General features: G+C 61.3%; 21 protein-coding genes. 5 read left to right on the top strand and 16 right to left on the bottom strand.

Annotation, left to right across the window (positions count from 1 at the left end; translation table 11 throughout):
- Positions 1-47: 47 nt before the first annotated feature.
- From AC0L39_RS07615 to pgi, 11 genes are all read right to left on the bottom strand, one after another.
- The gene (locus AC0L39_RS07615) at positions 48-833 is read right to left on the bottom strand and encodes a heme-dependent oxidative N-demethylase family protein (protein ID WP_473262043.1); all 786 of its coding nucleotides are present in this window, start codon (positions 831-833) and stop codon (positions 48-50) included.
- Positions 830-1057, bottom strand: coding sequence for a hypothetical protein (locus AC0L39_RS07610; protein ID WP_473262041.1), 228 nt, complete (start codon positions 1055-1057; stop codon positions 830-832). The genes AC0L39_RS07615 and AC0L39_RS07610 overlap by 4 nt, the downstream gene beginning before the upstream one ends.
- Positions 1054-3315, bottom strand: a complete 2262-nt coding sequence (gene scpA / locus AC0L39_RS07605) for a methylmalonyl-CoA mutase (RefSeq protein ID WP_473262039.1) — start codon at positions 3313-3315, stop codon at positions 1054-1056. The genes AC0L39_RS07610 and scpA overlap by 4 nt, the downstream gene beginning before the upstream one ends.
- A 47-nt stretch (positions 3316-3362) precedes the next feature.
- A complete protein-coding gene (locus AC0L39_RS07600) occupies positions 3363-4151 on the bottom strand; it encodes an enoyl-CoA hydratase-related protein (RefSeq protein WP_473262037.1) in 789 nt (262 codons plus the stop codon).
- Between the two features lie 25 nt (positions 4152-4176).
- A complete protein-coding gene (gene mce, locus AC0L39_RS07595) occupies positions 4177-4626 on the bottom strand; it encodes a methylmalonyl-CoA epimerase (RefSeq protein ID WP_473262035.1) in 450 nt (149 codons plus the stop codon).
- 306 nt (positions 4627-4932) lie between these two features.
- Positions 4933-6465, bottom strand: coding sequence for an acyl-CoA carboxylase subunit beta (locus tag AC0L39_RS07590; RefSeq protein WP_473262033.1), 1533 nt, complete (start codon positions 6463-6465; stop codon positions 4933-4935).
- A gap of 80 nt (positions 6466-6545) precedes the next feature.
- The gene (locus AC0L39_RS07585; protein WP_473262031.1) at positions 6546-7268 is read right to left on the bottom strand and encodes an SDR family oxidoreductase; all 723 of its coding nucleotides are present in this window, start codon (positions 7266-7268) and stop codon (positions 6546-6548) included.
- Positions 7268-8293, bottom strand: a complete 1026-nt coding sequence (locus AC0L39_RS07580) for an NAD-dependent epimerase/dehydratase family protein (RefSeq protein WP_473262029.1) — start codon at positions 8291-8293, stop codon at positions 7268-7270. Before AC0L39_RS07580 ends, AC0L39_RS07585 begins: the two co-directional genes overlap by 1 nt.
- 54 nt (positions 8294-8347) lie before the next feature.
- Positions 8348-9703 carry a glutathione-disulfide reductase gene (gene gorA / locus AC0L39_RS07575; RefSeq protein ID WP_473262027.1) on the bottom strand — a complete coding sequence of 452 codons (1356 nt, stop codon included), beginning with the start codon at positions 9701-9703 and terminating at the stop codon, positions 8348-8350.
- 113 nt (positions 9704-9816) lie between these two features.
- A complete protein-coding gene (locus AC0L39_RS07570) occupies positions 9817-11253 on the bottom strand; it encodes a DEAD/DEAH box helicase (RefSeq protein ID WP_473262025.1) in 1437 nt (478 codons plus the stop codon).
- 842 nt (positions 11254-12095) lie between these two features.
- Complete coding sequence (gene pgi, locus AC0L39_RS07565) at positions 12096-13628, bottom strand: glucose-6-phosphate isomerase (RefSeq protein WP_473262023.1); 1533 nt, start codon at positions 13626-13628, stop codon at positions 12096-12098.
- Positions 13629-13677: 49 nt separating this feature from the next.
- Between pgi and lepB (AC0L39_RS07560) the strand changes: the two genes are divergently transcribed.
- The 5 genes from lepB (AC0L39_RS07560) to AC0L39_RS07540 all read left to right on the top strand — a co-directional run bounded on the left by lepB (AC0L39_RS07560) (position 13678) and on the right by AC0L39_RS07540 (position 16537).
- On the top strand, positions 13678-14268 hold the full coding sequence (gene lepB, locus AC0L39_RS07560; RefSeq protein ID WP_473262021.1) for a signal peptidase I: 591 nt from the start codon (positions 13678-13680) through the stop codon (positions 14266-14268).
- Between the two features lie 4 nt (positions 14269-14272).
- Positions 14273-14509, top strand: coding sequence for a signal peptidase I (gene lepB, locus AC0L39_RS07555; RefSeq protein WP_473262019.1), 237 nt, complete (start codon positions 14273-14275; stop codon positions 14507-14509).
- Complete coding sequence (rnc, locus tag AC0L39_RS07550) at positions 14506-15195, top strand: ribonuclease III (protein ID WP_473262017.1); 690 nt, start codon at positions 14506-14508, stop codon at positions 15193-15195. The genes lepB (AC0L39_RS07555) and rnc overlap by 4 nt, the downstream gene beginning before the upstream one ends.
- On the top strand, positions 15192-16100 hold the full coding sequence (gene era, locus AC0L39_RS07545) for a GTPase Era (protein ID WP_473262015.1): 909 nt from the start codon (positions 15192-15194) through the stop codon (positions 16098-16100). Before rnc ends, era begins: the two co-directional genes overlap by 4 nt.
- Before the next feature lie 95 nt (positions 16101-16195).
- The gene (locus AC0L39_RS07540; protein ID WP_473262013.1) at positions 16196-16537 is read left to right on the top strand and encodes a hypothetical protein; all 342 of its coding nucleotides are present in this window, start codon (positions 16196-16198) and stop codon (positions 16535-16537) included.
- Between the two features lie 30 nt (positions 16538-16567).
- Here AC0L39_RS07540 and AC0L39_RS07535 read toward each other — a convergent pair whose 3' ends face one another.
- The 5 genes from AC0L39_RS07535 to AC0L39_RS07515 form a co-directional block, all read right to left on the bottom strand.
- A complete protein-coding gene (locus AC0L39_RS07535) occupies positions 16568-16750 on the bottom strand; it encodes a hypothetical protein (protein WP_473262011.1) in 183 nt (60 codons plus the stop codon).
- Positions 16751-16772: 22 nt separating this feature from the next.
- Positions 16773-17333 carry a response regulator gene (locus AC0L39_RS07530; protein WP_473262009.1) on the bottom strand — a complete coding sequence of 187 codons (561 nt, stop codon included), beginning with the start codon at positions 17331-17333 and terminating at the stop codon, positions 16773-16775.
- 65 nt (positions 17334-17398) lie between these two features.
- Positions 17399-17719: a hypothetical protein gene (locus tag AC0L39_RS07525; RefSeq protein WP_473262007.1), complete on the bottom strand. Its 321-nt coding sequence runs from the start codon at positions 17717-17719 to the stop codon at positions 17399-17401.
- Between the two features lie 94 nt (positions 17720-17813).
- The gene (gene topA / locus AC0L39_RS07520) at positions 17814-20381 is read right to left on the bottom strand and encodes a type I DNA topoisomerase (protein WP_473262005.1); all 2568 of its coding nucleotides are present in this window, start codon (positions 20379-20381) and stop codon (positions 17814-17816) included.
- A gap of 162 nt (positions 20382-20543) precedes the next feature.
- Positions 20544-21263 carry a DUF7847 domain-containing protein gene (locus tag AC0L39_RS07515; RefSeq protein ID WP_473262003.1) on the bottom strand — a complete coding sequence of 240 codons (720 nt, stop codon included), beginning with the start codon at positions 21261-21263 and terminating at the stop codon, positions 20544-20546.
- Between the last annotated feature and the right edge of the window lie 6 nt (positions 21264-21269).

The raw sequence follows: 21269 nt of genomic DNA, 5'->3' as shown, positions 1-21269 counted from the left end.
TATGAATTCGACAAGGTCAGCCTAAGCTTCTCAATTGCGGGCGGTAATTATTTGCCAATCACGAAACCCAAAAGCGCATCTGCATAGTGAGGTACCCCGCGACGGTCGCCCTCGCCGCTGACCAGCGATTTCACCGCGTTGGCAAGCATCTCGATGTTGCTCGGACGGAGATTGCCCAGCGGTTCGACATAAATGCCGATTGTGAACAGGATTGCGCCTGTTTCGGGCAAGCGGCGCAGCGTCTGGCGTTCCGAGCGCACGAACAGCGTTTCACCAGCATTGTCCGGCGTGACATGGGCAAATGCGTCTTCGGGCGGGCCCTTCGCGAGCCAGCGGCGATCACCTGCGGGCGCGATGAACCAGTTGCAGCGGCCATAGATCGGACCGGGTTTGAGCGTTTCCATGAAGCGGTCGACCCCGGTCGCAAGTTGCTCTTCATAGCCGGCGATGGGGGCGTGTAGCGAGCGCAGGGGCAGGCCGATCTTGTCCTTGGGATGCCAGTCGGAGGGCCAAGCTACCGCTGCACCGATGAGCCGATACTGGTTGTCGCCATCGGCCTTGGTAAGCAGGCACATGTCTTCGTGAGAGGCGAGCGCCGCTTCAGGAAGTGCACCGGGGACGCCGAGCATGGCGGCAAGCTCACGCCCCGGAGTCTCGACTTGCGGTGTGAGCTGAACGCCCTCGGGCCACTCGGCAAAGGCTTTTGCGCGCGCCTCAAGATCGGGACCAGGCTGACGCCACTCGTCCTCGGTGAGCCGCACGAGGCCCATTCTGAGCTGCCCTCCCCCGCGCGCCTTGGGAAGCAGTGGGTCGACGGAGAAGCCGAGGGTCAATCTTCCGGCTCAACTTGGAAAAAGCGGTAGGCAACAAACAAGATAATTGTGACGCAAAGGCTGCGCCAGAACCAACGCGACATAGCCAAGTCTTTCGCTATCTCGCAACTCCTGTCATCGGCGCAGTCGCCCATGGTGCTTCCAAGGAAATCGACAGCAGCGAAAACCATCCAACTGAGGCCTAGGACGACGAAAATGACCTGGATCGCAAGGCGTTTGCTCACTCCGCCGCCTCGTCCAGCCCTTCGCCCCCGAGATCTCCCGGCGGCGGCATATTGTGGCCGAGTAGCGTCAGGATATCCGCCGCGCATTCGACCACGTTCGAGCCGGGGCCGTAAATGCCCTGTACGCCCGCTTCGCGCAGGAAGTCGTAGTCGCTGGCCGGGATCACGCCGCCTGCTGTAACCTTGATATCTGCGCGGCCTGCGTCTTTCAGCAGGCGGATCAGCTCGGGGATGAGGGTCTTGTGACCGGCGGCAAGGCTGGATGCGCCAACGACATCCACGTCGTGCTCCAGCGCCATGTCGCGCGCCTCTTCGGGGGTCTGGAACAGCGGGCCTGAGATGACCTCGAAACCCATGTCGCTAAAGGCGCTGGCGATCACGTTTGCGCCGCGGTCGTGCCCATCCTGACCCATCTTGGCGACCATGATCCGGGGTTTGTGTCCAAGTCGGCGCTCCACCGCATCGACGCCGTCTGTGACCTGCGCCCAGCGGCGGTCGAATTCATAGGCGCTTTTGTAAACACCTGAGACCGGCTTGGGCGTTGCGTCATGGCGGCCAAAGGCCTTTTCCATCGCCATCGAAATCTCGCCCAATGTCGCATCGGCGCGCGCTGCATCGACCGCCTTGGCGAGCAGGTTTACATCGCCCTTTGCCTCCATTTCGGCAATCTTCGAAGGCGGCAGCGGGACGCCGCGTTCGTCGCGGCCATCGCCCAGCGCCGCGCGCGCGGCTGCGGGATCGGTGCCCGCTGCCTCGGTAAGCGCAGCAAGCGCCGCCTGGCGCGCATCCTCGTCCCGGTCGGCGCGCACTTTTTCGAGCCGCGCGATCTGGCCCTTGCGCACCCTGGCGTTGTCAATGTCGAGCGTTTCGATCGGGTCTTCCTTGTCCTTGCGGTACTTGTTGACCCCGACGATCACCGTTTCGCCCTTGTCGACGCTCGTTTGCTTTTCCGCCGCCGCGCGCTCGATGGCGGCCTTGGGAGCGCCAGTAGCGACATAGGCAGTCATCCCGCCGGCTTCATCGACTTCAGCGATCAGCTTTTCAGCCTCCTCCACGAGCGTTGCGGTCAGCGCCTCGATGTAGTGCGAGCCGCCCAGTGGATCTACGACGTTGGTGATGCCGCTTTCCTCTTGCAGCACCAGCTGCGTGTTGCGCGCGATCCTGGCTGAGAAATCGGTCGGAAGCGCGATCGCCTCGTCAAGAGCGTTGGTGTGCAAGCTCTGCGTCCCGCCCAAGGTCGCGGCCATCGCCTCGATCGTGGTGCGCATGACGTTGTTGTAGGGGTCCTGCTCCTGCAGGCTCACACCGCTCGTCTGGCAATGTGTGCGCAGCATCTTGGAGCGATCTTTCTTCGCTCCCAGCCCGTCCATCACGCGGTACCAGAGCGTGCGCGCGGCGCGCAGCTTGGCGATCTCCATGAAGAAGTTCATGCCGATGCCGAAGAAGAACGACAGCCGTCCGGCAAACGCATCGATATCGAGGCCCGTCGCCATAGCCTTTTCGGCGTATTCCTTCCCGTCCGCGATAGTGAAGGCAAGCTCCTGCACCGCCGTCGCTCCGGCTTCGTGCATGTGGTAGCCCGAGATCGAAATAGAGTTGAATTTCGGCATGTTGGCCGAGGTATATGCAATGATGTCCGAGACTATCCGCATCGATGGTTCGGGCGGATAGATGTAGGTATTGCGGACCATGAACTCCTTCAGGATGTCGTTCTGGATGGTGCCTGAAAGCTTGTCCTGGCTCACGCCCGAGCGCTCGGCTGCGACGATGTAGAACGCCATGACCGGGATCACTGCGCCGTTCATCGTCATGCTGACGCTCATCGTGTCGAGCGGGATCTGGTCGAACAGGATTTCCATGTCCGCGACCGTGTCGATCGCCACACCCGCTTTGCCGACATCGCCGACGACACGAGGGTGATCGCTGTCATAGCCGCGATGGGTGGCGAGATCGAAAGCGACGCTGAGGCCCTTCTGCCCCGCCGCCAGATTGCGCCTGTAGAATGCATTCGATTCCTCGGCGGTTGAAAAGCCCGCATATTGCCGGATGGTCCACGGACGCCCGGCATACATGCTCGCCTTGACCCCGCGCGTGAACGGAGGGAAGCCCGGCAGGCCCGGATCGAAATCGGCGTGATCCGCTTCGGTGTAGAGCGGCTTGATATCGAAACCCTCGGGCGTTTCCCAAGTGAGATCGCGCCCTTTCGATTCCTTTTCGGCGAGGGCTTTCCAGTCGGCGGGGGTCGGTTTGTCAGTCATGGAATGCCTCTAATCACACATTGGAGCGGCGCAAAAGAGGCAGGGCGTCAAACTCCCTTGAATTCAGCCTTGCGCTTTTCGAGGAAGGCCTTGCCGCCTTCTCGCGCATCGGCGCTTCGGCCCGCGAGATGCTGCGCTTCGGATTCGGCCAGCAGCACCTGTTGCAGCGATCCGTCCAGCGCGGTCGCGATGTTGCGCTTCATCGCGGCATAGGCGAGCGTCGGACCGTTGGCGAGCTTGGCCGCGAGCGCGCGCGCTTCGTCCATCAGCAACTCGTCATCGACGCATTTGTAGATCAGGCCCCATTCCTCGGCCTGTTCGGCGCCAATCTTCTCACCCAGCATCATCATCCGCGTGGCCCGGGCGCGGCCGATTGCGCGGGCGAGCAGCCATGTGGAGCCGCCATCGGGCACAAGGCCGATATTGACGAAGGCCTGCAGGAAATAGGCTGAACGCCCCGCGAGCGTGAAATCCGCCGCCAGCGCCAGACTGCACCCGACACCCGCCGCCGGACCGTTCACCGCACAGATCACCGGCACGTCGGCGCGGATCAGGTGGCTGACAGCGGGGTTGTAGTGATTGTTGAGCGCTTCGTGAGAGCCGCCCTTGCCCATCAGCGGATTGTCATCGCTGCGCGCGGACAGATCGGCTCCCGAACAGAAACCCTTGCCCTCGCCCGTAATGAGCACAGCTCGGCTGTCACCCAGATCGTAAAAGACCTGACCGATCTCGTCCGCCATTTGCGGCGGCATCGCGTTCAGCCGGTCGGGCCGGTTAAGCGTGATCGTGGTGAGCGGGCCGTCGGTTTCGACGCGGATGGTTTCGTAATCGGACATGTTGTTTCTCTCACAAGGCGACCGGTCAGTTCGACCAGTGCGCACCTTCCTTCGGCGTTTCCATGATCTCTGTAAGCACGCCCTGCATGTCCTTTGGATGGACGAAAAAGATAGGCGTGCCGTGCGCACCGATGCGAGTGGGGCCGAGAATGCGCTTGCCCATGGCCTCGAATTCGGCGCGCGCCTCTTCGATATCAGGGACTTCGAAGCAGACGTGGTGCTGCCCGCCGAGAGGGTTCTTTTCGAGGAAGTTGTTGATTGCGCTGGTGGGACCAAGCGGTTCGATCAGCTCGATTTGGGTGCCGTCGGTGTAGTTTTCACCCGGCGTGTCAATAAAGCAGACCTTCACCCCCTGCTCGGGCAAGTCGAATGGCGTATGGATATCGATCGCGCCCATCACGTCGCGGTAATGCGTGATCGAGGCTTCGATCGAGGGCGTGGCGACGCCGATGTGGTTGAGACGGCCTAGTTTCATTTCAATATCCTAACGATGCTCTGAGACCGATTATCGTGAGAGTGATGCCCGTTAAAGCGAATACGACGAAGCAGAACCAAAACTGAAAAGAGTTTTCGTCACGGCTACTCTTGGAGAGTTCCGGAAAGACACCCCTGCACCAACTTCGAATAGTATACCAAATCAACAATGGGCCGAGGACCAATCCGCCCAAAGCCCGGCGCGACGGCGAAGAGATTTCGAAAGGATCAACGACGGCCAGCAGTGCTATCACCAACACAACGAGAAAAAACGCGATGTAGGTCGCATCAGATCGGTGTCGGCGCATCACAACGGAATATTATCATGCTTCTTCCAAGGGTTCTCAAGCTGCTTGGTCCGCAGCTTCCTTAGCCCAAGCGCGATCCGCCGCCGCGTATTCCTCGGGTTGATCACCTCGTCGATATAGCCGCGCTGTGCGGCCACGAAGGGGTTCGCGAAGCGGTCTTCGTATTCCTTCGTTTTCTCGGCGATCTTGTCCGGATCGTCGCGGTCCTGGCGGAAGATGATCTCCACCGCGCCCTTCGCGCCCATCACCGCGATCTCGGCGGTCGGCCATGCGTAATTGAGGTCGCCGCGCAGGTGCTTTGACGCCATCACGTCATAGGCGCCGCCATAGGCCTTGCGCGTGATCACGGTGATCTTGGGCACGGTCGCCTCGGCATAGGCGAACAACAGCTTCGCGCCGTGCTTGATGATGCCGCCAAGCTCCTGCGACGTGCCGGGCAGGAAGCCGGGTACATCGACGAAGGTGAGGATCGGAATTTCGAACGCATCGCAGAACCGCACGAACCGCGCGGCTTTCTTCGACGAGTTGATATCGAGCGCGCCTGCCAGCACCATCGGCTGGTTTGCGACCACACCCACCGTGCGCCCCTCGACCCGGCCAAAGCCGCAGATGATGTTCGCCGCGTGCGCGGGCTGGATTTCGAAGAAGTCCCCCTCGTCCAGCACCTTCGCGATGACTTCGTGCATGTCGTAGGGCTGGTTGGCGTTGTCGGGGATCAGGGTATCGAGGCTGTCCTCCACCCGGTCCCACGGATCGTTCACCGGCAATTCCGGCACGTCTTCGCGATTGGACAGCGGCAGGTACTGGAAGAAGCGCCGGGTTGCGAGCAGCGTCTCAACGTCGTTCTCGAACGCGACATCGGCCACGCTGGTCTTGGTCGTGTGCGTGATCGCCCCGCCCAGATCTTCCTGCGTCACGACTTCATTGGTGACGGTCTTCACGACGTCCGGCCCGGTGACGAACATGTAGCTGCTGTCCTTCACCATGAAGATGAAGTCGGTCATCGCTGGACTATACACCGCCCCGCCCGCGCACGGCCCCATGATTAGGCTGATCTGCGGGATGACACCGCTGGCGAGCGTGTTGCGTTGGAACACCTCGGCATAGCCGCCCAGTGACGCCACGCCTTCCTGAATGCGCGCACCGCCGCTGTCATTGAGGCCGATAACGGGAGCGCCGACTTTCATCGCGGTGTCCATCACCTTGCAGATTTTCTCCGCATGGCGTTTCGACAGCGAGCCGCCGAAGACGGTGAAATCCTGGCTGAAGACATAGACCAGCCGCCCGTTGATCGTGCCCGAGCCGGTGACGACGCCGTCCCCCGGAATGCGCTGCTCGGCCATACCGAAATCGACGCAATCGTGTTCAACGAAGCGGTCCAGCTCCTCGAAACTGCCTTCGTCGAGCAGCACGTCGAGCCGTTCGCGCGCCGTGAGTTTCCCCTTCGCATGCTGAGCGTCGATCCGCTTCTGGCCCCCGCCCATTTCGGCGGCTGCACGGCGGCGTTCCATTTCGGCAATATTGGCAGACATTGAAGACCCCTGCTTGCTTTGTTGCGTGCAGTCGATGCCGGAGCCGCGCCGCAGCGTCAACGTATCAAAATCAAGGATTTCTAAAACTTGAGCGTGACGCTGCGTGCAAGCGCTGGCGAGAGGCTCTCTGCAATGCGCAGCGCTTTCGTCATGCCGATATTGGCCTCGTCGCGGTCCTTTTCGATCGCCTCGACAATGGCAGCGGCGCATTGTTCGGGCGCCATCTTCTTCAACGGATTGCCGTCATTCATCTGCGTATCGACGACCGGAGGCAGCGCTTCGATCACACGGATCGCGGTGTCTTTCAGCTGTTCGCGCAGCGCCAGCGAATAAAATCGCAGACCCGCCTTGGTCGCGCAATAGACCGGCTGGCGCGCGGCGGGTGCAATGGCGAGGCCGGAGGTGATGTTGACGATGGCGGCTTGCGGGCGCTCCTTGAGCAGCTCCATGAGCCCGGTGATGAGCCGGATCGGCGCGCTGAGATTGGCGTAGATACCCTCATCCGCCGCATCGGGATCGGGCGTGCCCTTCCTGAAATCGTGATCCACCAGCTGTCCGGCATTGTTGATCAAGACATCGAGCTTGCGCTCTCCCCATGCGGCGATCAGCGCATCGACCCCGGCGGCGCTCGACAGGTCGGCGGGGATTGTCTCGAACCCCTCCTTCGTCATCGCCGCGAGGCGGTCCGGGTTGCGGCCCGTCAGAACCACCTCGGCGCCTTTCGCCTTGAGCTGCCGCGCCATTTCGCGACCGATACCGGCAGTCCCGCCGGTCAGCAGTATGGTCTTGCCCGCAAGATCCATCAGAACCTCACGATGCCATGATCGACAAGGCTGCGGGTGGTCGCCTCGATACTGTCGGCAGCGGAGATGTATTCAAGGCCGAGCACGTCGCTTGCATGTTTGCCGGAGACATCGCGCGTGCGGCCTAACTCGGTCTTCACCTGCTTGAGGTCGGCGACAAACGGAGCGAGCAGCTTGATCGCGATATTGGGCAGCCTGCGGCGCGGGACCTTGCCCGCATACGCCGGAGTGCGTTCACGGATGATCTCGGCGATATCCTTCATCCAGAGGAACCGGTCGGAAACCGGGAAACGTTCGTTTCTAACCGTGTCCTCGTCCGCATCGAGCGCGAGCAGATGCGCTTTCGCCACGTCGCGCACATCGACGATGCCAAAGCCGACATCGGGGATTGCGGGGATTTCGCCGGTGAGCAGGCGCTCGACCAGCGCGATAGAAGTCGACAGGTCGTCATTCTGCACCGGCCCAAGCACCGCGACCGGGTTGATCGAGCAGAATGACATTTCCGGCGCATGTGCAGTGACCCACGCCCGCGCATCGCCCTCTGCCACGGTCTTGGAGCGGTGATAGGGCGGGACTGCCGGGTTATCGAGGACTGTCCAGTCGTCTTCGGTGAAATGGTTCCGGCCCGGCGGATGACCATAGGCAATCGCCGCTGCCGAACTTGTGAGGACAAAGCGCTTAACGCCAGCACCTTGCGCGAAGGTCAGCGCCCGCATTGCGCCTGCACGGGCCGGTTCGACCAGCTCATCGGCGCTCTTGGGCACAGCGATCGGAAAGGGCGAGGCGACATGTGCCACTGCGTCGCATCCGGCACAGGCATCGGCCCAGCCCTCGTCGTTTTCGAGGTCGGCCTGGAAAACCTTCAGACGCTCACCCGCATCGCTCCAGCGCTCGCGCAGGCGCGGTTCGCTTTTCTCGGAGTTTCGAACGGTGGTGTGCACCGTTTTCCCGGCGGCGAGAGCCTGGTCGATGATCTCACCGCCAATATAGCCGGTTCCGCCGGTGACGAGGATTGTGCTTGCCATGTCGCTCTCCCTGTTTTGCAGCGTATCCTGACCCACTTGTCGAGGACGCAGACCTTACCTTAGCAGAACCAGTTCTTCCGCGACGGTCGGATGGATCGCAGTGGTCGCATCGAAATCGGCCTTGTTCATACCCGCTTTCACCGCGACCGCTGCCGTCTGCATGATCTCCGGTGCGTAGGGGCCGATCATGTGCACGCCCAGAATCTGGCCATTTGCGCCATCACAGATCATCTTGATCAGGCTGCGCTCATTGCGCCCAGCCACGACGTTCTTCATCGGGCGGAAATCGGAGGTGTAGGTCTTCACCTGCCCATATTGTTCCTTCGCCTCGCGCTCGTTCAGACCCACCGAAGCAATCGGCGGGTGGCTGAAGACTGCGCTGGGGATACAGGAATGGTCGACGCAATACGGCTCGACACTGCCGAAGACACTGTCGGCAAAGGCCTGGCCCTCGCGGATGGCGACAGGTGTCAGCTGCACCCGGTCGGTCACGTCACCGACAGCATAGATGTAATCGACATTGGTCCGCGAAAACTCATCGACCTTGATCTCACCTCTCTTGCCAAGGTCCACGCCAGCATTCTCCAGGCCAAGTCCCTCGACATTCGGCACTCGCCCGGTGGCGGCCATGACGAGGTCGAAAGTGCGCTCCTCCACGCCGGTCATCTTGACCGCGAAGGTGCCATCGTCGCGCTTCTCGATCTTTTCGACCTCGGCGTGGAAGAGGAATTCGATCCCCTTCGTCATCGAGATCTGCATCAAGCGGTCGCGCATCGAGAAATCGTAGCTGCGCAGGATCACGTCAGAGCGGTTGGCAACGACGACCTTGGCCCCGAACTCGTTGAAGATGCCTGCAAATTCATTGGCGATATAACCGCCGCCAAGGATCAGGATGCAACCGGGCACTTCATCGAGATGGAACGCCTCGTTCGAGGTGATGACATGCTCGTTGCCCGGAAAATCGGGAATATGCGGGGTCGCGCCGGTCGCGATCAGGATATGCGCCGCAGTGACGACTTTGCCGCTTTCCAGCGTGATTTCATGATCGCCCGTGATCTCGGCGCGCTCATGGAACAGGGTGACGTCGTGCTTTTCGAGGGTGTCCGTGTAGACGCCTTCGATGCGCGCCACGTCTTTCATCACGTGATCGCGTAGCTTCACCCAGTCGAAGCTCTTGCCCTCGATCGTCCAGCCGAACTCCTGACAATCTTCGAGGTCTTCTGCGAATTGTGCGCCATAAACGAGCATCTTCTTCGGCACGCAGCCGCGGATGACGCAGGTGCCGCCGACGCGGTATTCCTCAGCCGCCGCAACCCGCGCACCGTGCGCTGCTGCTACGCGGCTTGCGCGGGTGCCGCCCGAACCGATGCCGATTGTGAAAAGGTCGAAATCGTATTCGGGTTCTGCCACGCCTGATGCTCCTGATAAGTCCCTGCGCCCTATGGCGCGGCTGGCAGGAATTGCCAACCGCGCCAGGTATCCAAGGGTATTCGAAGGTCAGACGCTGGAGGTTACGAAAGGTTTCAGCCCTCGGCTGCGCGCGGAGCGCCTCCGCCGCCACCACGGCGCCGGCCACCGCCACCGCGGCGCTGTCCGCCACCGGGACGACCGCTGCCGCCGCCGGAATTCTTCGGACGGCCCTGGCGATTGGGATGCTTGCGCTTGGGCTTTCCGCCCGAGGCATTGTCGCCGCGCGGAGGTCCATCGCCGCGCGGTTTGCCGCCGCCAGCTGGCTTCGGCCTGATCTTGTTGCGCGAAACCCGAGTCTGCCCCTTGGGTGGCGGCTTGGTGGGGCCGACACCTTCGACGACTGCGCGGAAGTTTTCCGGCAGGTCGAGCCGATCAAGCTCTGCATCGGTGTTGCGCTGGATGTCCTTGAGATAGGTGCGCTCGTCCTCGGCGCAGAACGCAATCGCGATACCGTCCCGGCCCGCGCGCGCGGTCCGGCCAATCCGGTGAACGTATTGTTCAGGCACGTTGGGCAGCTCATAGTTGAGCACGTGGCTCACACCCGGAATGTCGATCCCGCGCGCGGCCACATCGGTGGCCACCAGAATGCCGACCTTGCCACGCCGAAACTCATCGAGCGCGCGCTGGCGCTGCGGCTGCGACTTGTTGCCGTGGATCGCATTGGCGGCGATGCCTGCCCGGTCCAGTTTCTTCACAACGCGGTCCGCGCCGTGCTTGGTCCGGGTGAATATCAGGACCCGTTCGATGTCGCCGGGCACCTTGTGCCTGCCCGACAGGATCATCTCGAGCAGCGACTGCTTCTCGTCCTGCTGGACCATGAAGAGAAATTGCTCGATCCGCTCAGCCGTCGTGGCCGCAGGGGTCACGCTGACCTGCACCGGATTGTTGCAATAATTGCTCACCAGTTCCTTGATCGATTTCGGCATGGTCGCGCTGAAGAACAGCGTCTGGCGCTCTTTGGGGACAAGCTGGTTGATCCGCTTGAGCGCATGAACAAAGCCGAGGTCGAGCATCTGGTCCGCCTCATCCAGCACGAGCACTTCGACACCGGTCAGGTTGAAGGCCTTCTGGTCGATCAGGTCGAGCAGACGACCCGGTGTCGCGATCAGGATATCGGTGCCGCGATGCAGCTTGTTGCGGTCCTTGTTCACCGAAGTTCCGCCGACGATGACTTGCACCTTCAGTCCGGCAAGCGCGCCGTAATCCTTGGCGCTCGCGGCGATCTGGGTGGCCAGTTCGCGTGTCGGGGCGAGCACCAGCATACGGCAGCTCTTGAACGGAATGCGGTTGTCGCTGTCGCGCAGCCGGTCGATGCTCGGAAGCATGAAAGCGGCGGTTTTGCCGGTGCCGGTCTGGGCGATGCCCAGCAGGTCGCGCCCTTCGAGGACCGGCGGGATCGCCTGTTCCTGGATGGGGGTCGGCGTGTCGTACCCTTTAAGGTCGAGCGCCTGGAGAACGGGCTGGGACAGCCCGAGTGTTTCAAATGTCATGTATGATAAAACTCGCAAAATATGCGGTGCGCCGGCGGATTCCGGATGGAATCGTCGCGCATCGCGGGGGTTGAAACCGCCCGCGTGAAAAGGGAAGTCTGTAAGAAATTCAGGGGAGACATGCGCCGGGGCGGATTTGTAAGAGCCGCCGCTTCACGCGAGGCATGCATGTCTCATTCGCTGCGCAGATGGGGCCGCGCAGCCGGAAAGTCAATCGAATGATCGCAAGAGGTTAATTCTTGGCGCGCATGTCCATGTAGGACAAGCGGGCAGTGTAGCTGCTCTCGATCGGCTCATCGGAGGAATCCCGGGCAGGTTCAAACGTGTGATGTTTTAGCAGCACCGCGCACAGTTTGTTTTTCACATAAGTCCGGCGGAAACCTTCATCGAGCTCGCATTCGGTCGCATTTCCATTCTCGTCGACGGTGAGCGTGTAGGCAAGATGCGTGCGCCAGATCCGCAGGCGCGACGAAGTTTTCAGGACCTCCCATTCACCGTCGAATTCGACCAGCTTTACCGGGGTGCTGCCGGTACCGGGATCGAGGCATCGCCCATGTCGTCATTTGCCATCGCTGCCGGAGAAAGCGCAAGTGCAGCCGTTGCTGCGGACAGCGAGAAAAAGCGGAGCATAAAGTGTCCTCGAAGGGGGTGAGTTACTGGAGAATGAAGACCGGCAATGTACTCAAAACGCTGCCGAGCGCAATTATATCCCGCAAACAATGCTGCAACGCATCATCGCGATTGAGCCTCGCGAACTATTGGAATAAAATTACCAGAGGGCCTAAGATTGATCCAAATACTTGGAACATGCTTAACAGACGATTAGAGAATCGCTCCGGTCGTCACAGGCCCGCTGCTTCCATTAATGCACTTGTAGATGGATCAAACTGACCGTCGCCTGAACTCAGCTGTTTCGCGATCTGCTTGCCCAGTTCCACCCCGAACTGATCGAACGGATTGATCTCCATCAGCACCGCATTGGCGAATGTCCGATGCTCATGAAACGCGATGAGCGCGCCGAGCATCGCCGGGTCGAGGTCATCTACCAGGAACATCGCCGAGGGGCGATCTCCCTCATAAGAGCGCGCCGGATCGTCCGACCCCTGCCCCGCCATCAACGCCGCGCCCTGCGCGAGGCAATTCATCAGCAGCGCCTTGTGATGCGCCGGGTCCAGCTCGTCGCCAGGCGCGATGCTGGCGATGAAGTCAACGGGGATCAGGTGCGTGCCCTGGTGCAGCAGCTGGAACACAGCATGCTGCGCATCGGTCCCCACCCCGCCCCACGTGACCGGCGCGGTCGGGCGGCTGACCGGCTCGCCATCCGCCGTCACGCTTTTGCCGTTCGATTCCATTTCGAGCTGCTGGAGATAGTCGGGAAACAGCGCGAGCCGCTCGTCATAGGCAAAGACCGCGCGCGTCTGGCAGCCGCGGATGCGGGTGTAGTACTGGTCGGCAAAGGCGGCGAGCAGCGGCGCATTGGCGCGCCCTTCATTCTCCCGGAAATGCGTGTCGATCGCGCGCGCGCCTGCCAGCATCGCGCGGAAATCCTCCATGCCCGTTGCCAGCGCAACCGGAAACCCGATGCTCGACCACAGCGAATAGCGCCCGCCGACGCTTTCCGGGAATGGCAGGATGCGCGTTTCATCCACGCCCCACTCGACCGCGCGCTCGGGATTTGCCGTAAGCGCGATCACTCTCCCGCTCGGATCGTTCACGCCGCTATCGGCGAGCCATTTCAGCGCGCTCGACGCGTTGGTCATCGTTTCGGTCGTGGTAAAGGTCTTGGAGGCTACAGCAATCAGCGTCGTTTGTGGATCGCAGGCCGCAAAGGCCTGCTCCAGCGCCAGCCCGTCGATATTGGAGACGACATGGACATCGACCAATTCGAGATCGCGGGTCAGGGCATCGACCGCGAGGTCCGGTCCGAGTGCAGATCCGCCGATGCCGATATGGATGAGGTGCTTGACCTCGCCCAGCGCGCCCTGATGGATCGCCTCGACCAGCATTCCCATACGTGCGAGCAATTGCTCGCCCTCTTCCACCTGTGCCTCGGTCCCGCTGCCGCGCATCGCACCGTGGGTGGCCGGACGTCCCTCGGTCGGATTGACAATCCCGCCATCGAACAGCGCCTCCCGCGCGGCGGCAAAGCCCGATGCCTCGGCAAGCTCCTCGAACGCCGCGAGCAGCGCATCGTCGAGGTGCGTCTTCGACCAATCGAGCAGCACGCCATTGGTGCCGTGTTCGGGAATATCGAACTCGATCCGCCGGCTGAGCTTGCTCACGCGCTCGGCATCGGCTGCGAACAGATCGGCCAAAGTGCGGCGCTCGATACCTTCGAGCCTGGACCAGATTGCGGAATTCGTCTCGGATGTCATGCAGCAAACCCCTTTGCGCGTTCATCCCGTGCGAGTAAGGGGGCGAGCGATGGATGTTAAGACCCAAACTGCACCAGCCGACATTCCCGAGGAGGAAACCGGCGGAGAAAGCTTCGCCAGCTTCGCGATGTTCGTCGTCAAGCTGGTCGTCGCCGTGCTGCTGCTGCGCATCCTGGTGTTCTCGCCGTTTTCGATTCCCTCCGAAAGCATGTTGCCGCGGCTGTGGAACGGGGATTACCTGCTCGCAGCCAAGTGGTCCTATGGGTATTCGGGCAATTCGCTGCCCTTCGATGTCGGCTTGCCGGACACCCGCCTGTTTGCAAGCGAGCCCGATCGCGGGGACCTTGTGATCTTCAAGCACCCGATCGATAATACCGACTATATCAAGCGGGTGATCGCACTTCCGGGAGACAGCATTGCGATTATCGGCGGTCAGGTCGTCCTGAACGGAGATCTCATCCCCAAGGCACCGATTCCCGATTTCGACATCCCGGTTTCGCCAAATACTCCATGTGCATGGGGCGCGGATGAAGTGCTGACAGACGTTCAGAACTCCGTCTGCCGCTACCGCCGTTTCAGGGAAACGCTGCCCAGCGTACCGCAGTTACGAAGTGCTCGATTTCGGCCTTACTCAGGGTGACACCATGCCGCAGGCGATCATCCCGGAGGGGCACATGTTCGTGATGGGCGACAACCGCGACAATTCGCGCGACAGCCGCTTTCCCGCCGCTTCGGGCGATGCGGTCGGGATCGTCCCGCAGGATATGCTGGTCGGTCGGGCAGCGATCATCATGTGGTCGACCGATGGCAGCGCCGAATGGCTCAAGCCGTGGACGTGGTTCTCCGCTGCGCGCTGGAGCAGGATAGGACGCACGCTTTGAGCACCCTCGCGCCCGAAACCCGCGAATGGCTTGAGGCCAATGGCTTCAAGGTCCGGACTGAAGGGCCCTGGCTCGAGGCGCTGACTCACGGCAGCTTCAACGGCGGTCTGGCGAGCGCGAATGAACGCGATTACCAGCGGCTTGAATTCCTCGGTGACCGTGTGCTCGGCCTGTCTGTGGCGAGTTGGCTCTACAGCGCCGGTGACGCGCCCGAGGGGCGGCTGTCACAGCGGCTCAACGCGCTTGTCAGCGGACAGACCTGCGCCCGGATCGCGCGGACCATCGCCCTTCCCGAACATCTGCGCCTCGGCAAGCAGGCCCGCGAGGACGGCGGCGCCGACAGCGCAAATATCCTTGGCGATGTGATGGAAGCGCTGATCGGGGCAAACTTCATCGAAAACGGGTATGATGCCGCGCGCGAGACGATCTACCAGCTCTGGGAAGAAGAGCTGGATGGCGATGCGGGCAAGGCGAAACATCCCAAGAGCGCGCTGCAGGAATGGGCCGCCGGCAATCGCCGGGCAATGCCGCGCTACGAGGTCATCGAGCGCACCGGGCCGGACCACGCCGCGCGCTTTACCGTGCAGGTCAGCATCAACAATGTCGGCGAGGCGCAAGGCATCGCGACAAGCAAGGGCGAAGCAGAAAAGCGCGCCGCAAAAGCATTTCTGGAGGAATACGGGTGAATGTAGAAGAAGCGCCAACCTATTGCGGCGTCGTGGCCGTAATCGGCGCGCCCAATGCGGGCAAATCGACCTTGGTGAATCAGCTCGTGGGCCAGAAAGTCGCGATCACCAGCTCCAAGGCGCAGACCACCCGCGCCCGCATGCTTGGCATCGCGCTGTTCGGGCCGGTGCAGATGATCCTCGTCGATACCCCCGGCATTTTCGAGCCGAGGCGCCGCCTCGACCGCGCGATGGTCAATGCCGCATGGGAAGGCGCGAACAGCGCGGACGCGATCCTGCTGCTGGTCGATCCAGTGAAGCAGCGGCGGCACGAATTGCTCCCACTGCTGGAATCGCTCGAGAACCGGCCCGAGAAGAAAATCCTCGTCCTCAACAAGGTCGACCGGGCGAAGAAGGAGCCGCTGCTCGCACTGGCCGAGGAATTGGCCGCCAAGGTGAAATTCGACGAGATCTTTTTCGTCTCCGCTCTCACCGGTGACGGTGTCGAGGACATGAAGGAAGCGCTCGCCAAGGCCATGCCCGAGGGGCCGTGGATGTATCCCGAGGACCAGGTTTCCGACGCATCCGAACGTTTGCTCGCCGCGGAAATCACACGCGAGCAGATTTACCAGCAGCTTCATGAAGAGCTTCCCTACGACACCGCCGTGCGCCCCGAGCAATATAAGACCCGGCCCGATGGCTCCCTCGAAGTGCACCAGCAGATCGTGGTCGCCCGCGAAAGCCAGCGCCCCATTGTGCTCGGCAAGGGCGGTCAGCGGATCAAGGCCATCGGCGAGGCCGCGCGCAAGGAGCTGGCGGAAATCCTTGGTGTGAAGGTCCACCTGTTCCTGCACGTAAAGGTCAGCGAAGGCTGGTCCGACGACAAGGAAGTGTTCGAGGAAATTGGGCTGGACTGGGTGAAGTGAGGCGCGCAATCACAACCTTGCCCGTTTTGGCTACATTGGCGATTGGTGCCTGCTCACCAGATGCCAGCCTTGCACCAGACAATCTACCAGAAGGCATGTTCCAGAGTGGGCCTGAAGCCAGCGAAGTGACTCCGCCTTACGGCCTCAATCTTTATCCAGATACCAAAGTCATTTCTGCGATGCTCGACGGCATTTCCATGCTGGTTGAGGTCAATGCCACTTCCGATGAGCTTGAAGCGTTTTACCGCTCCGAATTCGAACGGCTCGGTTACGAAGTAATTGAGCGCAGCGAAGACAAGGGCCAAGTCAGCCTTCACTCAATCGGCACAGGACGACGGCGAGGTAATCTGACAATAGCGATCAATCGCGTGGAGGGATCTCCGGGCCGCTACATCCTTGTCTTCGGAAAGATGTTCGACAGCCACGCTTCGCAGTAATTTGCACGCTAGAGCTCAATGCTCGGGCCCCTAGCGCTTCTTCGCAATCTTGATCTTGTGCTGCTTGGCGAAGCTCTTGGTTGAGTCTTCGCTGCGGTTGAGCGCTTTCGCGATCTGCTTCAGCCCCTGACCCTTTGACGCCAGAAGCTTGAGCTTGCCCGCCTCTTCCGCGTTCCACGGCTGCTTGTGTCGTTCGAAGTGTTCCTTGCCCATCGCTCCCGCGTAGGCGCTTGGTTCAGGATTGGCGAGTGCAAACGCGCTCAGCCCCTCCAAGTTTCTCCAGCTTCGCTTTCAACGCACTCTCGTCGAAGGGTTTAACGATGTAATCGTCCGCGCCTGCGCCGATGCCTTCGTGGATGTCCTTGGCCTCTCCGTTGGAGGTGCAGAAGATCACGATAGGTTCTTTCGGCGTCGGGATCGCGCGCAGTTTCGACACGAATTCGATGCCGTCCATCTCGGGCATATTCCAGTCGGTCAGCACGATGGCGGGCATGGAGTTCGTGCAGCGCGCCAGCGCCTCTTCGCCGTTTTCCGCCTCTACCGGCACATAGCCGAGGCTTTTGGCGATCTTCGAGGCGACCTTGCGGATCACGCGGCTGTCATCGACGATCAGGCAGACCTTTGCTGCGGCCTGGTCGGGCACGGCGTCGCCGAAGCGGTCGCGCATCGCCTTTGCGGCTTCGACGATCGACTCGGTTTCGCCAGCATCGCCCGCAGGCGGCGGTGCGCTGCCGATGGCGTCCTCGACGTCGTCCGGGGCCTCGACCGGCTTGGCGCCGTCGCGTGCTTCGGTCAACCTTTCGGCGAGGCTCTTGCCATCGTTGTCGCGGCGGTTGCGGTTAGGCCCGGTGTTTCGCTTGATCAGATTTTGAATGGCTCGTGCTCCCCTCCGAGCGAAGCGAAGTCGTTCTCGCCGCTCAGGTCATGCGCCTCATCTTCGTGAATGTCTTCTTCGGTGAGGTCGGCTGTTTCGCCTTCTCCGGGCGTAATTCGCACATGCAGATATGGCATCCAGACATCGCCGAATTCGGCTTTCTGGTACCACACGTCAATCACGTCGTAGCTGGCCCACATCCCGTCGGGCGCGCGCAAGCGAATCCCTTCGCCGATGCGCGGCACAGCAGCAAAGCGGACACGCTCCTGGCTCTGGTGGGTCTCGTTCTGGACTTCGATTTCAATCACGGTGCGGTGTCCCTGGTCTGAGATACCGGTGATACGGGCTAATACTTGACGAAATCCCAACGCCGCAGGGTCAAAATTTGACCTATGACCATAGTTAATCCGAGGTTGCCGTCTTCTTCGCCGGAGCCTTTTTCTTGGCCGCCGCCTTCTTTGGAGCAGCCTTTTTCTTGGCAGGCGCTTTCTTGCGCTTCTTCTTGGCCGGTCCCTTGGCCGCGCGGGCATCGATCAGCTCGATCGCCTGTGCTGCCTCGATATCTTCGGGCTTCACGTCCTTGGGGATCGTCGCATTGACGTTGCCGTCGGTCACGTACGGGCCATAGCGGCCCGGCATGACCTTGATCTCGCCGCCGCTGGTCGGGTGTTCGCCCAGCGTCTTGATCGGTTCTGCCTTTCCGCGTCCGCCGCCTTTACGGTTGGCGGCCTCGGCCAGCATCGTGACCGCCGCGTTCATGCCGGTGTCGAAGACATCGCGCGCGCTTTGCAGCTTGGCGTATTTGCCATCGTGACGCAGGTAAGGCCCATAGCGCCCGATGGCGGCTTCGATTTCCTTGCCCGTTTCAGGGTGCGCGCCGACAATCCGCGGCAGGTCGAGCAACTTGATCGCCCATTCGAGATCGAAATCGTCAAGGTCTTTGGGGATCGAGGCGCGCTGCTTCTTCTCCTCGACCTCCATTTCGACATAAGGTCCGAACCGCCCGGATTTGCGGTGGATTTCCGCGCCGGTTTCCGGGTGCGTGCCCATCAGGCCGTCTTCCGCCGGATCTTCGCCATCCGCGCCCGGCTGGGCAAAGCGGCGGGTGTATTTGCATTCGGGATAGTTCTGGCGCGCGATGAACGCGCCAAAGCGGCCCCCGCGCAGATTGAGTTTGCCGCCTTCGCGCCCTTCCTGCTCGCATAGCGGGCAGAACCGTGCGTCCTTGCCATCCTCGCGCGGCGGGAATAGGTAGTCGGACAGGTATTCGTCGAGCACTTCGGTGACTTCGCTCGGCAGTTTTTCCATGACCTCTTCGGTCTTGGGCTTGAAGTCCTTCCAGAACTTGGCGAGCAGCTCCTTGTATTCTTCGCGCCCGTCGGAAACGACGTCCAGCTCCTCTTCCATGCCAGCCGTGAAATCGTAGGCTACATATGTGGGGAAGAAGCGTTCGAGGAACGCCGTGAGCAAACGCCCGCTTTCCTCTGCGTGGAAACGGCTTTTCTCCATCCGCACATAGTCGCGGTCGCGCAATGTCTGGATGGTCGAGGCGTAGGTCGATGGACGCCCGATGCCGAGTTCTTCGAGCCGTTTGACAAGGCTCGCTTCGGAAAAACGCGGCGGCGGCTGGGTGAAGTGCTGGTTGGCTTCGACATCGGTCTTGGCGGGCACGTCGCCATCCTTCATCGCGGGCAGCAGGCCGTCTTCGTCGTCTTCCTTGTCGTCGAAGCCTTCCTGATAAACGGCGAAGAAACCGGGGAATTTCACGACCTGACCGTTGGCACGCAGTTCGTGCTGACCGGTTGCATCGCGCAAGGTGACGGTGGTGCGTTCGAGCTGTGCAGCCGCCATCTGGCTCGCCATCGCGCGCTTGAAGATCAGCGAATAGAGCTTCGCCTCATCCCCTGCCCCGACCTTGTCACGGCTGAAATTGGTCGGACGAATCGCTTCGTGCGCTTCCTGCGCATTCTTGGCCTTGGTGGCATAAAAGCGTGGTTTTTCCGGGCGGTAATCATCGCTGAAGCGCTCGGAGATCGCATCGCGCGCGGCCAGGATGGCGCTCATGTCCATCTGCACGCCATCGGTACGCATGTAGGTGATCGCGCCCGCTTCATAAAGCGACTGCGCCAGCCGCATCGTGTGGCTGGCAGAAAATCCGAGCTTGCGCGAGGCTTCCTGCTGCATGGTCGACGTCGTGAACGGCGGCGCCGGGTTGCGCTTGAGCGGCTTGGTCTCGACGCCCTCGACGGTGAAGCGCCCGCCTTCGACAGCGGCCTTGGCCTCCATCGCGGCGCCTTCATTGCCAAGGCTCAGCTTTTCCAGCTTCTTGCCATTATAGCGCACCAGCCGCGCATCGAAGGCGGTTCCGTCATGCTGCAATTTGGCGAGCACCGACCAGTATTCGTCCGCCTTGAACGCTTCGATCTCGCGCTCGCGGTCAACGATCAGACGCAGCGCGACCGATTGCGCGCGGCCTGCCGATTTTGCACCGGGCAGCTTGCGCCACAGGACAGGCGACAGGGTAAAGCCGAACAGGTAATCCAGCGCGCGGCGGGCGAGATAGGCGTCGATCAGCGGCTGATCGAGTTCGCGCGGTGACTTCATTGCTTCGGTCACTGCCGACTTGGTGATGGCGTTGAAAGTGACCCGGTCGACCTTTGCCGGCAGGTTCTTGCGCTTTTTCAGCAGCTCCTGGACATGCCAGCTGATCGCCTCACCTTCGCGGTCGGGGTCGGTCGCGAGGACCAGCCGGTCGGCATTCTTGGCCGCGTCGCTGATTTCCTTGAACCGCTTCTGCTTGTCGCGGTACAATTCCCAGTCCATCGCGAAATCTTCATCGGGCCGCACGCTGCCATCCTTGGGAGGCAGATCGCGCACGTGGCCGTAGCTGGCGAGAACCTTGAAGTCCTTGCCCAGATATTTCTCGATAGTCTTCGCCTTGGCCGGCGATTCAACGATGACAAGCTGCATGATGGTCTGGTCTGTGTCCCTACACGTGTACGTACGCGCGAGAGTGGGGTCGTGGTTCGCGCGCCGTCAAGTGGCGGGAGCGATTGCACGAAAACTCCCGCCAAGCCAAGCGCAATAGGAAACGCGCGGGCAATTACCGCGCGGCTGGATGCGCGAGTGCCGTTAGGCGAACATCTCGGTCAGATCATCGGTGTTGTTGTAGAGCAGGCGATATGCGGCCACGGCGAGCGCGACGAAGACAGCGGTAAAAACCGTCTCGGACAGCGCTGACAGAATCAGGCCCGGAATGGATGTTTCTCCGCCGATCAGGAACGTCGCTCCGCCGATGATCGAACCGATGATCACAAGACCAATGAACAGGATCACGAACGCGCCAAAGATCGACCAGCCGCACCCGCGCGTTCTGGTCCAGCTCTCCCCGAACGTATCCATTGCAGGCGTATCGGTGCCCACGATCAGCGGGAGCACGATTGTCCATCGCACCGCCAGGATGATGCCTGGCACAATGAGCAGGATCATCCCGAACAGGATGCCGAGCGTCGAGAGAATGTAGATGCCGAGCCACGGCCAGAAACGGGCAAATCCCGGTGTCGCGGTTTGTCTTATGAGTCCGGCATACAGCCAATAGGTCAAGATCACGCTTACGACGGTAGCGGCGATTACCATGATGACTGCAATTGCTCCCTGCGCGATCAGGTCGGGGGTGATCTGAAACCCGAACCCAAACCCGTAGTCGTAACCCGATCCGCCCCCCTGGAAAAACTCGGACGCGGCAGTAAACGGCGTCAAAACAGCAACGAAAATGGCCAACAAACGCGGATTGTCACCGAGCTCGGCAAAGGTTTGGCTGAGCAGGTTCGATAAAGTTGCTTCGCGTTTCATCGGTGT

Source organism: Erythrobacter sp. K21-9 (genome assembly GCF_055808355.1).
This window is presented reverse-complemented; position numbering and strand designations above follow the sequence as displayed.